Here is a 14,228-nt window from a genome sequence, read left to right as displayed (position 1 = left end):
AATTCGTTGGGCCTCCCCAACGATTGGCGCGGCCGGGATTGTCCGCAATGCGGAGTTGTTCCGTTCGGTTTTAGTGCGTTTTATAGCACTCATATAAAACATTGTTTGTGCAGGTCACAGCCGTGTCGTGGCGGGTTGTATGCTTTGCTTTATCGAACATACATACGGCCTTAAGGGGGACCACAATGACAACGGCAGTGGAGGAGAAGTGCACTGAACCTAGTGCGTTTGCGGAGTTGCTTACGGATGCAATCGAGCAGTCGCACAGAAGCATGACGCGTTGTAAGGCGGAGCTGTTGTCGTCGATACGCGCGTTTGAGGAGGGCGGTTTCGCACCGCAGATGGGGGCACGGACCACGGCGCAGTTTCTGACGCGTCGCCTGGGGATCTCGATCTCCACAGCGCACGAATATGTCCACGTCGGCTGCCGCCTCGGCGAGTTTCTGTACCTTCAGCAGCAGTTCTCTGCGGGCAAGATCAGCTACTCGGTGGTTCGCTTGCTGCTTCGCTACCTAACCCCGGCGGTAGAGCGCCAACTTGTCGACATGGCCCTGGAACTCGGCTACCACGAACTCGAAATCGCACTCAGTGGATACGACAAACCAGGGAATGGTGATAGCGAGAAACCGGACCACTACCTGCGCGTACACACCCGCGATAACGGCGAGATTGCCCTCCACGGGGTGCTCAACGCCTCGGATGGCGCCGCGTTCATCGCCGCGCTGAAACTCGGGGAGATCGCCTACTACGAGATGGAGGAAATGCTCGAGGATGCATTGCGCCACGAAGACGGTCGGGTCGCCGAGCTCTCCATCAGGGACATGCTGCAGAAGGCCGACGCCGTCGAACCCGCAAAGAAGGCACGCAAGACCGCCTCGGGCTATGGCATGCCGATCGGCCGAATGCTGCTGCAGGCCTTCATGGGCATGGTGCACATGACGCGGAGCCAGCCCAAAAGCGCGCTGACAACGCCAGGCGCACACGTCAACGTTCTGGTGACTAAGGACGGCCGCGCCTACATGCCCAACAACGTCGGCGCACGCTCCGAGGCACTGGTTGGGTTGATCGCGAACGCTGACCTGCGCGTTTCTACTGTCGACGACGACGGCCTGATCATCAACACCGGCCGCTCTTCCCGCTTCGCGACGCCGGGACAGGTCAACGCCCTGCTCACGATGTGGGGCGGGCAATGTGCCGCTCCCGGTTGCACGCACTCCCGCTTCATCGAAATCCACCACATCAAGGAATGGTCCGAGGGCGGTATGACCGATCTAGAAAACCTGCTGCCACTCTGTTCCGCCTGCCACTCCTTGGTTACCGATGGCTACCTCGAAACCGTCAAGGACGGCAGCGACGTGCACTTCATCTACCAAGACGGCACCCGCTACGTCTCGGACAACTATTCCCTGCCACGGCGCCGCGACAACGCGCAGACCTGGGCAGAAAGCGGGGGTGGGTTCGACGACTAAGCATGGCTCAGGCAGAGAAAAACTCCCCTCCGCAGGGGAGAGGAGTTACGTGCAAGAACCAAGGGCGGTTTAGAACGGGAGCTGTCCCGCGATCTGTGGTGGCAGGACACCCGCCTGCTTCGCAGCGAATGCGATCAAGCCCAACCCCGCGGCTGATACTGCAATCCAGGTGGCAACCCAGCCGGCCTGGGTGGCTCCGTATGCCTGCTCACCCGAAGACCCAGCCTTCACCGAGCCACCAGCCATGTAGCCAGCCTCATAGGTGTTAGGCATGGCTCCGTAGCCATTTTCGTCCCACTTCTTGATTAGCTTCTCGACTTCTTTTGCATTACGCGCTTCGTCCTGGGCGCGGGCTTCGTCGACGGTAATGCCGTGTGCCGGGACGGTGGCGAGCGACAGTGCGGTAGTCGCTGCCAAAACTGCTGCTGTAGTGCGCTTCATGGGATGCTCCTACTGTGAGGCGGATTACTTCTGTCAATTACTTTGACACACGCCATTAAAACAGAACTTCGCATTCGTTGCAGAAGTCAAATTGGAAAAGGGCGACCACAACAGCCCTCGGATCATCTCAATAGCAGCGTGACCTGGGAAACAGGGCAGAGAAAAACTCCCCTCCACAAGAGAGAGGAGTCAAGCCTTAAAGCCGGGAAGGCTTAGAACGGGAGCTGAACGCCCGGGATGACGCCTGCGTAAGCAGCGCCGCCGAGGGCAGCGAGAACCAGAGCGGCGATGCCGGTGCCGACGAGGATGTCGTAGGTGGTGCCGAGCTTGTAGCCGTTGTTCGCGTCGTTCTGGTACGAGGACGTCATGACGGCGTTCTGGTTAGCGATTTCCTTATCGGTCTTGGTCTCAAACATGCCAGCCTTGGAGGAGCCCATGAACGGGGCAGAGAAACCCTCACCCGGCTTATCAAACTCAGCTGCAATAGCAGCGAGGGCGTACACACCAAGCTCCGCTTCGGTGACCTGGGAAGAAGCTGCGTGGCCGTAGCCTCCGGTTTCTTTACCGGCAATTTCGACAGCGTGAGCCGGAACGGCGGCGAGGGACAGGGCGGTGGTTGCTGCCAGGACGGCTGCGGCGGTGCGCTTCATGGGAAACTCCTGAAGTAGAGCGGATAAAAGTGAGCCAAGTAACTTGACAACCGCAATTAAAGCACAGCCAACAACCTGTGACCAAACGTAATTTAACCGTAACGTTATCGGGTTGCCTGGCGATATAAGCGCTCTACACCACCAGGTTCACCAGCAGCATGTACACGGCGGTGCCGGCGAAGATGGAGAGGTCGGCGCGCTGTCGCCAGGCGTGGAGCACGAACGTAATCACCAAAGCCGCGAGGGCGGACCAGAAGCGGCCGGGGTTTCCAGCTTCGCCCGCGATGGTGTACACGACCAGGACGGTCATCACGCCGACGGGCATGAGGACGGCGAGGAAGTCGATGAACGGGCTGCCCTTGAGGTACCGCGCCAAGGTAAAGGGCAGGGCGCGCAGCAGGAAGGTCACGATGCCGGCCGGGATGATCACGGCGGCGGCCATGCCGAGGGTGACGCCGTCGGGGAGTCCGAGGGTGCTCATTTATTTCACCTGCCAGGTGAGGAGGTCGTCGATACGCGGTGCCCAGAACCGCAGCAACAGCACGCCGAAGTAGGCGAGGAGGCCGATGATGATCATCTGGTCGGGGAAGATGAACGCCGCGACCACGGCCAGCGCGCCGGCGATGAGTGGGGCGGAGAGGTCCTTGCTGCTTTGGAATGCCTCGTAGGCGAGGACGGCGAACAGGGCGGTGAGAGCGAATTCGAAGCCTTCGATGTCCTCTGGGATGAGGTTGCCCACGAGTGCGCCGATGATGCCCGGCAGGATCCACGACGCGTTGATCAGCATCGCGCTGGCCATCAGGCGGGCATGAGTCAGGCGCGCGCCATTAGCGACGAGCGTGGACGTCAGCGCGTAGAGCTCATCGGTCACGCCGTAGGTGAGGTACAGGCGCGGGAGGCCCGTGCGCGCGACGTCGCGGGGGAAGGTGAGGCCGTAGAAGATGTGGCGGAAGTTCACCATGAACGCGGTCAGCGCGGAGGAAAACACGCCGAACCCGCTGGTCACCATGCCAATGGCCAGGAATTCCATCGAGCCGGAGTAGATGATGACGGAGAAGATCGGGGCCCACCACCATGCAAAACCGGCTTGCGTGACCAGCAACCCAAACGCCAGGCCGAGCGGCACCAAACCGAGGCCGACGAGCCACGAGTCCTTCAGACCCTGGCGAATCTGCTGCTGTGTTTCACGTGAAACACCCAATTAGTTGTCCTCCAGGCTCGCGGGGAACGTCGCGAACAGTGGCAAGGGCATTGCTTGGCGACGCATCACGTCCCCCCACAAATCCGCACCCGCCGGAGCGATCACGTCGGAGGGCAGTGCAGGGGCGACGAACCAGTCGCCGCGCAGGATCTCTTCGTCGAGTTGGCCCGGCTCCCACTCGGCGTAGCCGGCGAAGATGCGGACGCCGTCGATGTCGGCGGAGACAAGCTCCGGTTCAACGTTGAGGTTGAGCAGCACGAGGCGGTTGGCCATGCGCTGGAAGTACGGGTTAGCGTCGATGTCCACGCCGGGGGAGGTGACGCCGAGGCAGACTGCGGCCTCGGGGCGGACGGGCCCGCCGATGTGCACGGCCTGCGGCTTTGCGGCGAGGTCGGCCCACGCGGGGATCACGTTCGCCAGGGCGGTCTCGCTGCGTCGGTTCAACACGACGCCGAGGGTGCGCTCCGCGCTTTGCTCGATGATGAGCACCACGGTGCGGGCGAACTCGGGGGAGTACATGCCGGGAGCGGCGACGAGCAACATGCCCGGCTCGGGATCAGTGCGCTCCAGGGCGTTGAAGAGGCGATCGGCGTAGAAGTACTCAGGCATTCTCGTTCTCCCACCAGGTTTTGAGTTCGGCGACGGCCTCGTCGTGGTCGAGCTCGCCACGCTCGAGGCGCAGTTCCTTCAGATACTTCCACGCCTTGCCAACCTCCGGGCCCGGTTCGAGGCCGAGGATCTCCATGATCTCGTTGCCATCCAGGTCCGGGCGCACGCGAGCGAGGTCCTCCTTGGCGGCGATGTCGGCGATGCGCTCCTCCAGGTGGTCGTAGGTGCGCTGGAGGCGCGCGGCCTTCCTGGGGTTGCGGGTGGTGCAGTCGGCCCGAACGAGTTTGTGCAGCTTAGGCAGCAATTCGCCGGCGTCGGTGACGTAACGGCGCACGGCAGAATCGGTCCACTGCCCCTCGCCGAAGCCGTGGAAACGCATGTGCAAGAACACGAGCTGGCCCACGTCGGAAATGACGTGCTTCGGGTACTTCAGGGCCTTGAGGCGCTTGCGGGTCATCTTCGCGCCGACCACTTCGTGGTGGTAGAAGGTCACGCCGCCGCCTTCCTTCGGCGCGCGAGTGGCGGGTTTGCCGATGTCGTGCATGAGCGCCGCCCAGCGCAGCTTCAGGTCAGGGCCTTCGTCCGAGTCTTCAAGTTCGGTGGCCTGGCGCAGCACGGTCAGGGAGTGGCGGTAGACGTCCTTGTGCTGCATGTGCTCGTCGGTCTCGAGTTGCAGGGCAGGGATCTCGGGCAGGATGTACTCGGCAACACCGGTGGCCACGAGCAGGTCGATGCCCTCCCAGGGGCGCGAGCCGCACATGAGTTTGTCTAGCTCGGCCTGGACGCGCTCGGCGGTGATGCGCTCGATCTCGCTTGCCATGTCGCGCATCGCATCGAAGACGCGGTCGGCCACCGTAAAGCCCAGTTGGGAGACGAAGCGGGCGGCGCGCAGCATGCGCAGCGGGTCGTCGCGGAACGACACCTCCGGCTCCTGCGGGGTGTCCAGCACGCCCACGACCAGGTCAGACAGGCCGTTGACGGGGTCGTGGAAGGTGGGGGCGAGGTGGTCGTCGACAAGCGAGAGCTCGATAGCCATCGCGTTGCAGGCGAAGTCGCGGCGCACGAGGTCGCCTTCGAGGGTGTCGCCGAAGGTGACTTCGGGGTTGCGGGTGATGCCGTCGTAAAGATCGGAGCGGAACGTCGTAATTTCCACGGTTTCGCCGTGCCGGATCGCGGAGACGGTGCCGAACTCGATGCCGGTGTCCCACACTTTCTCGCCCCACTCCGCGAGAATTTCCTGGATAACCGCAGGTCGGGCGGAGGTAGTGAAGTCCAAATCGTGCACCCCGCGGCCCAGCATGGCGTCGCGGACGGAACCGCCAACAATATATAAGGACTCGCCGCGCTCGGCGAAGAGTCGGGCAAGCGGCTCCAGCAGGGCAGATTGCTTCTCGACGACCCCCTGCGCTCGGGCCATCAACGCGGCGGGGGCAAGTGGGTCGTTCGGATCGGGCATGTCGAAAAGCTTTGTCACCTTGGACACGATACCCGCCACCCCCGCGCGTGGAGTACCACAACCGGCCTGAAGCCGGATAGCATGGCACGAATGAGTGACAACACGCGGCCTGTACCGGGTCCCCCCAGCGGTAAGGGGGGATCCGGCGGGCGGCGTCGTCCGCGGAAGCGCCGCGGCGGCCAGAATAAAAACCAGCAGGGCCAAGACAAGAACCAATCAGAAGGCGGCGACAAGCCGAAGAAGAAGCAACACCGTCGCCGTAACCCGAACAACCGCCGGAGGGGCGGGCGCGGGAATCAGCGGAACCGAAACCGCAACCAGCATCGCCGTCATTCGCAGTACAACCGCCAGCACGACTCTTCGATGGAGGTGCGCGACGAGACCTCGGCCGGTGGTCTGGTGGTCTCCGGTATGGCGGAGGCTGTCGGCCCGGACGGCAAGGTAGACATGAGCCGCATCTACGTCGCGCTGATTGGCCGGCTGGATCGCCGTGGGCGGTTGTTGTGGTCGATGCCGAAGGGCCACGTCGAGGATGGCGAGCACCAGTGGCGCACCGCAGAGCGTGAGGTCTGGGAGGAGACCGGTATTACCGGCGAGGCCTTCGACACCCTGGGCACCATTGATTACTGGTTTGTGTCCGACGGAGTGCGGATCCACAAGACGGTGCACCACAACCTGCTGCGGTTTGTGGACGGCGTGTTTAACGACGAAGACCCGGAGGTCACCGAAGTGGCCTGGGTGCCCATGAGCGAGTTGATGGAGCACCTTGCGTATGCCGACGAGCGCAAACTGGCGCGTATCGCGTTTGACCGGATGCCTGAGCTGGCTCGGAAGGAAGTCGCCGCCGGAAGGTCTACCCCGCGATGATTCGGCCGATTTCCCGTCTAGCTGCGGCCGCGGTTGCGGTGGCGCTGGCGGTCCCGTCAGCGACCCCGGCTCGCGCGGTGCCTGCGGTGCCGGTGAGCCCGAAGAACCCTGAGGTTGCGGAGCAGTGGGTCAACCCGGCGGTGCGCCCGGGTGAGGGCCAGCTCGCGCGCGTGTCGCTTATCGACGCCCCCGCGGTCGTCTCCGCGCACGATCCGTTTCACGTGAAACTTCGCGTGACCAATCAGACCGACACAACCCTCGAGGGCCTCAAAGTGCTCACGCGTCGCGCCGCGCCGGTGGGCTCCGTCTCCGAGCAGCGCGTGGCCGCCGTCGCCGGGGTGGGGGAGTACAGCGTTGTGGGCGACGAGGTGGTCGTGGATACCCGGCTGCGCCCCGGCGAAAGCGCCGAGCTGTCGCTGCAGATGACCGCGCCCGGCGGCATCGGCGTGTACCCGATGATGCTGCAACTTATCGACGACACCAGCGCCACCCTGGACACCGACCGCTTCCACTTGGCCGTGCGCGGGTCGGCCGACGACGTCGAACCGGGCGGGCTGACCGCCCTGTACCCGGTCTCCGCTCCGGTGAATATCGTGCCGGGAGAGACCGGCGAGGCCCCCGAGGACCCGCCGCTAGTGCTGCAGAGCGACGCACTGGCGGAACAACTCGCGCCCGGCGGGCGCCTGGACACCCTGGTGGAGCAGTACCGCAAGGCGGTGGAAACCCCTGAGGTTGGCTACGCCACCTGCATGGCGCTCGACCCGGCGCTGGTGGACACAGTGGACCGCATGACCGGCGGCTACACCGTCAGTGATTCGCGCCCCGCCGTGGTGGAGGAACCGAAGCGTCTGCGCGACAGCTGGGGTTCGAACGAGGACACTCCCGGTACCCCAGGCACGGGAGCCGAGGACGCGAAGGCGTGGCTGGACAAAGTGCGCGAGATCGCCGCGACCGGCTGCACCGTGGCGCTGCCGTGGGCGAACGCGGACCTCAACGCGGTGGCGCGTACGGGTGATCCGTGGCTGATGCGCGAAGCCGTCGAGCGCGGCCCGTTCGTGCTGCAGCGGGTGCTGGGCACGGCAGGCACGATCAATACGGTGGTCGCCGGCACCGGCTACATCGAGGCGGGCGCCGGGCCGGCGCTTGGCTGGGCGGACCACACCCGCTCCACGGTGTTCGACGGCGGGATGCACGCCGCGTGGGAGGCGGCCCAAGCTGACAGCGCGCCCGACGCCGAAGCCAACTCCCACCAGAGCGCGCTCGAACGCGCGGAGCTCGCAGACTTCTCGGGCGCGGCGGCGCCGGTGCCGGAGGTGCCGGTGCAGGTGCTCGTCGCAAAGCCTGCGGATGCGCAACGTTTCACGTGGAACACTGCCGGCGTGATGGAGGTCGGGTACCAGGATTCGCTGGCCGCGGTGCTAGCGGCGACGGGGGAGCACCCGGACACGCCGGGGTATTCCAACCCGGGCCTGCGTTTCGACTACACCCGGGATTCCAATACCGCGCGCGATGTGAACGCCGCAGCAGCGATGCGGCTTGCCGCCCAGAGCGCCACCACGGGTGAGGGCGACGCACCGACCCAACCCGTGATGATCAACCCGCCGGCAACGTGGGACGCGAAAACCGCCGCGGTGCTCCTGGGCACGGTCGCGGGCCTGATCGCCGACGGAACCTCCCGCCCGATCTCGTTCGGCGACTACCTCGCCGCCCCGCCGGAGGTCCCACCCGCCGACACCACGGCCACATTCTCGGACCCCGCCGCCTTCACCGACGCAGAAATCTTGCAGGTCACGCAGCAAAACAGCTTCATCAACGACATCACCGCGCTCATGGCAAACGACCCCGCCATCGCGCTGACCCGCTACGGCTTCACCCTGCCACTGCGCCGCGACATGCTCGTCGCGCTCAGCACCAACAGACGCAGGGCACTTTCGCTTTACGACGACGCCGTGCGCGCCACCGGCGACCGCCTCGCCGCCAGCCGGGCAACGCTGAACGATCTGCGCGATTCCGTGACGTTGATCCCGCCGGGGAACGTGTACACCAGGGCGTCGTCGTCAAGCCCACTGCTCATCGTCGCCCAAAACGGAATGCCGCTGCCGGTGCAAACCCAGATCCGCTACTGGGGGCCCGACGGCGCGAAACTGAACGTGCCGGGGACGCTGAAGATCCCCGCACGCGGCTCCGTCACCGTCCAGATGACCGCCGACCTGCCCGACAACAACCGCGGCACCGACCTGCAGCTTTACCTCGCGGGTGCCTCGGCCCAACCGATCTCGCGCCCGGTGGACATCTCCGTGCGCACCGCCGGGCTCCAACTCGGCGGGTGGGCGCTCGCCGGCGCGCTGATCGCCGCGATGCTGGCGCTCCTGCTCATCACCCGCAGGAAAGCACCGCCGAACAGGCGCCCGACCAAACGCCCACCGCCCAGCAACCCACGTGAACGGAGACAGCCGTGACAGCACAGGACAACAGCCAGCCCGAGGCTGGCCTGCGCCGCCGCATCGTCGCCCCGGCACCACCGGCGCCAGTACCGGCCCCGCGCGAGCCGAAGCCGCCCACCCCGGCGGCAACCGGCCTGCCGGACAAGTCCCTGCTGACCACCAGCCCCAAGGGCGAGACCATCGCCCCGCCGCCGACGGCTGACGACGCCGCCGCAGTCGCCACAGCCGCGACAAGCGTTGCGGTCGCCGAGCCCGCCGAGCCTGCCGAGGACACCGAACCCAGCGAGGGCGAAAAGGTCGTCCGCGCCACCGGCTCGATGGCGATTGCCACGCTGATCTCGCGCATCACCGGCTTCATCCGCACCGTGCTCATCGGTGCAGCGCTCGGCGAGGTTGTCGCCTCCGCGTTCAACACCGCCAACACGCTGCCGAACCTGATCACAGAGATCGTGCTCGGCTCCGTGCTCACCGCACTCGTCGTGCCGGTGCTCGTCCGCGCGGAGAAAGAGGACGCCGACCACGGCGCCGCGTTCATCCGTCGCCTGTTCACGCTCACGCTGACACTGATGACGGTGGTCACGCTGCTCGCCGTCGTCGGCGCGCCGTGGCTGACCGAGATGATGCTGGACGAGGACTCCACAGGCAACCTCGTCCAAACCACATCCTTTGCCTACCTGCTGCTGCCGCAGATCTTCTTCTACGGCATGTTCTCCCTGTTCATGGCCATCCTGAACACGAAGGAACACTTCCGGCCGGGCGCATGGGCGCCGGTGGCGAACAACGTCGTGTCTATTGCGGTGCTGGTGGCGTATATGGCGTTGCCGGGGACGTTGAATCCGGCGGCACCGTCGTCGATAAGCAATCCGCACGTCATGCTGCTTGGCCTGGGCACCACCGCGGGCGTGGTGGTGCAGTGCCTGATCATGCTGCCCGCACTGCGCAAACTGGGCATCGACCTGCGGCCGCTGTGGGGGATCGACGAGCGCCTCAAGCAGTTCGGCGGCATGGCCCTGGCCATCATCACCTATGTGGCGATCAGCCAGCTGGGCTACGTGATCACCACCCGCATCGCGTTCGCGGCGGACCCGGCGGCACAGTTCATCTACCAACAGCACTGGATGCTGCTGCAGATGCCATACGGCATCATCGGCGTGACCCTGCTGACCGCGATCATGCCGCGCCTGTCGCGCAACGCCGCCGACGGCGACGACAAGGCCGTTGTGCACGACCTGACCATGGGCACCAAACTGACGTTTATCGCCCTGCTGCCGATCATCGTGTTCATGACGGCGCTCGGCCCCGACATCGCCAGCGCCCTGTTCGCCTACGGCTCATTTAGCGACGAAGCCGCCTACACCCTCGGCCTGACCATCAGCGCCGCCGCGTTCACGCTCATCCCGTACGCGCTGGTCATGCTGCACCTGCGTGTGTTCTACGCGCGCGAGGAGGCCTGGACGCCGACGTTCATCATCGCCGGCATCACCGGCACCAAAATTGCGCTGTCCATGCTGGCGCCGACCATCGCCAGCGAGCCGGGCCACGTGGTCATCCTGCTCGGTGCGGCAAACGGCTTCGGCTTCGTCGCCGGCGCGATCATCGGTGCGCTGCTGCTGCGCCGCAAACTGGGCACCCTGCAGGCCCGCGAGGTGCTGCACACGTCCTTGTGGGCGATCGGCGCGTCCGCCGTCGGTGTTGCAGTGGTGTTCGGTGTGCGCTGGTTGCTTCGCGATATCGCCGGCCTCCACCTCCCGGAAGCCCTTGGGCGCATGATCGGTGCGCCGTCGCTGGGCTCGCTGATCGAGATCGCATTGCTCGGCGTGCTGTTCCTCATCGTCACCGGCGTCGTGCTGTCGCGCTCCGGCTTGCCTGAGGTGCAGAACCTGGGCTCCGCTGTGGGCCGCATCCCGGGCCTAGGCCGGTTCATCACCGCCGACGCCGACCGCGGCCTCGAAGTGGGCCAGGTCGACCCGCGCGAAATGTCCAACCAGTTCCTCGCCGCCGACACCTTCAACGCCTCCCCGGTACCGCCGCCGATGTCCGCCGGTGTCGTCCGCGGCCCGCGCCTCGTGCCCGGTGCGTCCGTGTCCGACGGCCGCTTCCGACTCATCCGCGACCACGGCGCCACCTCCAGCGCCCGCTTCTGGCAGGCGCGCGAGATTGCCACTGGCCGCGACGTCGCGCTGACGTTCGTGGACACCACCGGTGCCGCCCCGATGGCGCCCGCCACCCCGCGCGAGGCCGCCCTCCAGGCCGCCGGTATCGCGCGCCGTACCCGCCAGCTGGTCAACATGCACCTGCCGGCGCTGCCGGACCACGTGGAGATCCTGTCGTTCCGCTCCGGCGCCGTTGTGGTGTCCGACTGGATCGAGGGCTCCTCGGTGAAGGCTGTTGCGGAGTCGGGCCAGACGCTGCACACGGAGGCCGTCGCCAATGCACTCGTGCCGCTGGCTGCTGCGCTGGCCACCGCGCACGAGGCCGGCGTGCCGCTGGGTCTGGACAACCGCCAGCAGTTGCGCATTGATACAGACGGCATCGTGCGCCTCGCATTCCCGGCCGTCCTGCCGGATGCGACGAAGCCGACCGACGCCGAGGCGTTCGCCGCAGCCCTGGAGTTGCTGACCTCCAACGTCACCTCCGACGACCTCGCCGAGATCACCGCCCGCACGCGTGCGCTTGTCGACGCCGACGCCGTCGACCAAGCCGCCTTCCGCGAAATCGCCACCGCCCTGAAAGACGCGGCCAACCTGCCAGGCTCGCGCCGCCACAGCGAGGAAGACGACACCCCGACCGACACCATCCCCGTCGTCGAGGTGCCCGAGTCCGTCGAGCCCGTGCCCGAGCACGTGGAGGACCCGGACGTCATCCACGGTGGCTTCGGCAGCGGCCGCACCAAGCCGCTGACAATCGCGCTGGTCACCCTGGTGGCCGTGGCTGCCGCAGTGGCGATCGGTGTGCTGACGACCTACCTGGTGGACATCGTCTCCGGGGAGGAAGAAGAGGAAGCCGTCGCGACATCCTCCGTGGCGCCCGCCCCACGCGTGCCCGTGCTCATCGCACCGCTGGAGGCTGTTGCCGGCTCTGATGCTCACGCCGCCGTTGACGGTGATCGGGCCACGAAGTGGGAGGTCGGAGGGGATCTCGTCGTCAAGCAAAGCAACGGTCAGCCGTTCGACCTCGAGCAAGTGCTTATCGACGCCTCCGGCGCAACCGGCGCAACCTTCACCATCTCCGGCGTACCCGCAGGTGGTCAAGCGCCTGTGGTGCTGTCGGAGGGCACGGTGCGCACCGGCCAGATCAGTGCCGATGTGGACTACACCGGCGCGCTGACCGAGGTGATCATCTCCTTCACCCCGGCGGAGCAGAAACCGCTCGAAATTTCGGAAGTTTCGTTAGCAGGGCATGTGGATGTCCAATAGATTGTGCAATTGACCCCTTCCCTTCGGGGCAGGGGTCGTGCACACTGGGGGTCAACACTTTTCTGGGGGGAATCATGGATTACCGCAATGACCGGGCTCTAGTCGCCCAATACCTCGACGGGGACCGACGAGCGTTCAGGCAGATCGTCAAACGCCACCACAAAGCCATGTACTACGTGGCCCGCAACTACACGCGCAACGACCAAGACGCGCAGGACATCGTCCAGGACGCGTTCTTCAAAGCGGCACGCAGCCTGCACACCTACCGCGGGGAAGCGAAGCTATCCACGTGGCTGCACCGTATGACCATCAACGCCGCCATCGACCACCAACGCAAGTTCACGCGCGCGGGCGCACAGGCAAGTCTTGACGACGACGCCGTGGCCGTCAGCAGCGACATGAACAAATACCTCGCCTACAACCCCATGGAGGCCATGGAACGCACCATCGCGATGCGCCAGGCGCTCAACGTGTTGCCGTCGGGGCAGCGTAAGGCACTGTGGCTGATCGATGTCGCAGGCATGTCCGTCGAGCACGCCGCCCACGAATTAGGCGTGAAACCGGGCACCGTGAAGTCCCGGAGATACCGTGCCCGAGAGGCTGTAGCTGCAGCAATCGGGGAGAGGTTAACAAGCAGCTAGACTCACCGATATGAACTTCTCCGGATTCAATTTCGTTACCCCGCAGACCGACGAAAGCGGCGATTCCGCAACGGAACCCGCCACCGCCCGCACCGATGTAGACACCATCCACGATGTGATCATCATCGGCTCCGGACCGGCCGGCTACACCGCCGCGCTCTACGCCGCTCGCGCCGAGCTCAAGCCCCTCGTATTCGAGGGTTACGAGTTCGGCGGCGAACTCATGAACACCACCGACGTGGAGAACTTCCCCGGCTTCCCCGAGGGTGTGCTCGGCCCAGACCTGATGGGCAACATGCGCGAGCAGGCCGAAAAGTTTGGTGCAGACCTGCGCCCTGAACTGGTAGACCGCGTGGACTTCTCCGGCGAGATTAAGAAAGTGTTCGTGGACGACGAGGAGTTCCACGCCCGCGCCGTCATCCTTGCCACCGGTGCAGCCCCACGCCACCTGGGCATCCCGGGCGAGGCCGAACTGACCGGCCGTGGCGTGTCCACCTGCGCCACCTGCGACGGTTTCTTCTTCAAAGACCAGCACATCGCCGTCGTCGGTGGTGGCGACTCCGCAATGGAGGAAGCAACCTTCCTGACCAAGTTTGGCTACAAGGTCACCCTGATCCACCGTTCGGAGAACTTCCGTGCCTCCGCCATCATGCTGGAGCGCGCGCGACAGAACGAGAAGATCGAGTTTGTCACCAACACCGTCGTCGAGTCCGTCGTTGAGGCAGACGGCAAGGTCGGCGGACTGAACGTACGCAACGTGGAAACCGGCGAAGAGTCCGTCCTGGATGCCAACGCGTTGTTCGTCGCCATTGGCCACGATCCGCGCTCCGGCTTCCTCGAGGGCCAGGTTGCTGTGGACGAGGGCGGTTACGTTTCGGTGGAGGATCCGTCGACACGCACCAGCGTTGCTGGCGTGTTCGCCTGCGGTGACCTGGTGGACAAGACATACCGTCAGGCCATCACGGCGGCTGGTTCGGGCTGCCGTGCCGCGTTGGACGCACAGCACTATCTCGCGGAGCTGTAAACTAACGGCC

At 65.3% G+C, this 14,228-nt stretch carries 12 protein-coding genes; 6 read left to right on the top strand and 6 right to left on the bottom strand.

Annotated features, from left to right (window positions below; genetic code table 11):
• The first annotated feature begins 185 nt into the window (after nucleotides 1–185).
• Nucleotides 186–1,469, top strand: a complete 1,284-nt coding sequence (locus tag HMPREF2690_RS02230; RefSeq protein WP_070820051.1) for an HNH endonuclease signature motif containing protein — start codon at nucleotides 186–188, stop codon at nucleotides 1,467–1,469.
• A gap of 69 nt (nucleotides 1,470–1,538) precedes the next feature.
• Here the strand turns inward: HMPREF2690_RS02230 and HMPREF2690_RS02225 are convergent, their stop codons facing one another.
• From HMPREF2690_RS02225 to HMPREF2690_RS02200, 6 genes are all read right to left on the bottom strand, one after another.
• Nucleotides 1,539–1,910, bottom strand: coding sequence for a hypothetical protein (locus HMPREF2690_RS02225; RefSeq protein ID WP_070770922.1), 372 nt, complete (start codon nucleotides 1,908–1,910; stop codon nucleotides 1,539–1,541).
• Nucleotides 1,911–2,122: 212 nt separating this feature from the next.
• Nucleotides 2,123–2,560, bottom strand: coding sequence for a hypothetical protein (locus HMPREF2690_RS02220; RefSeq protein WP_070770923.1), 438 nt, complete (start codon nucleotides 2,558–2,560; stop codon nucleotides 2,123–2,125).
• Between the two features lie 133 nt (nucleotides 2,561–2,693).
• A complete protein-coding gene (locus HMPREF2690_RS02215) occupies nucleotides 2,694–3,041 on the bottom strand; it encodes a branched-chain amino acid transporter permease (RefSeq protein ID WP_070820050.1) in 348 nt (115 codons plus the stop codon).
• Nucleotides 3,042–3,761, bottom strand: coding sequence for an AzlC family ABC transporter permease (locus HMPREF2690_RS02210; protein ID WP_070820049.1), 720 nt, complete (start codon nucleotides 3,759–3,761; stop codon nucleotides 3,042–3,044). It lies immediately after the preceding gene.
• Nucleotides 3,762–4,370: a YqgE/AlgH family protein gene (locus HMPREF2690_RS02205; protein WP_070449814.1), complete on the bottom strand. Its 609-nt coding sequence runs from the start codon at nucleotides 4,368–4,370 to the stop codon at nucleotides 3,762–3,764.
• Nucleotides 4,363–5,787: a CCA tRNA nucleotidyltransferase gene (locus tag HMPREF2690_RS02200; RefSeq protein WP_246819495.1), complete on the bottom strand. Its 1,425-nt coding sequence runs from the start codon at nucleotides 5,785–5,787 to the stop codon at nucleotides 4,363–4,365. The genes HMPREF2690_RS02205 and HMPREF2690_RS02200 overlap by 8 nt, the downstream gene beginning before the upstream one ends.
• A 129-nt stretch (nucleotides 5,788–5,916) precedes the next feature.
• Between HMPREF2690_RS02200 and HMPREF2690_RS12340 the strand changes: the two genes are divergently transcribed.
• The 5 genes from HMPREF2690_RS12340 (at nucleotide 5,917) to trxB (ending at nucleotide 14,218) form a co-directional block, all read left to right on the top strand.
• Entirely contained in the window at nucleotides 5,917–6,693 is a 777-nt protein-coding gene (locus HMPREF2690_RS12340) for an NUDIX hydrolase (protein WP_083284711.1), read from the top strand.
• A complete protein-coding gene (locus HMPREF2690_RS02190; protein WP_070820048.1) occupies nucleotides 6,690–9,152 on the top strand; it encodes a DUF6049 family protein in 2,463 nt (820 codons plus the stop codon). Before HMPREF2690_RS12340 ends, HMPREF2690_RS02190 begins: the two co-directional genes overlap by 4 nt.
• Nucleotides 9,149–12,553, top strand: coding sequence for a murein biosynthesis integral membrane protein MurJ (gene murJ / locus HMPREF2690_RS02185; protein ID WP_070820047.1), 3,405 nt, complete (start codon nucleotides 9,149–9,151; stop codon nucleotides 12,551–12,553). The genes HMPREF2690_RS02190 and murJ overlap by 4 nt, the downstream gene beginning before the upstream one ends.
• 74 nt (nucleotides 12,554–12,627) lie before the next feature.
• Complete coding sequence (locus HMPREF2690_RS02180) at nucleotides 12,628–13,194, top strand: RNA polymerase sigma factor (RefSeq protein ID WP_070421903.1); 567 nt, start codon at nucleotides 12,628–12,630, stop codon at nucleotides 13,192–13,194.
• A 10-nt stretch (nucleotides 13,195–13,204) separates the two neighbouring features.
• The gene (trxB, locus tag HMPREF2690_RS02175) at nucleotides 13,205–14,218 is read left to right on the top strand and encodes a thioredoxin-disulfide reductase (RefSeq protein ID WP_083320281.1); all 1,014 of its coding nucleotides are present in this window, start codon (nucleotides 13,205–13,207) and stop codon (nucleotides 14,216–14,218) included.
• Nucleotides 14,219–14,228: the final 10 nt, after the last annotated feature.

The sequence above is a fragment of the Corynebacterium sp. HMSC034E11 genome (genome assembly GCF_001835905.1).
Lineage (GTDB): Bacteria > Actinomycetota > Actinomycetes > Mycobacteriales > Mycobacteriaceae > Corynebacterium > Corynebacterium coyleae.
The sequence above is the reverse complement of the archived record's forward strand: the minus strand, read 5'-3'. Positions and strand labels throughout refer to the sequence as shown.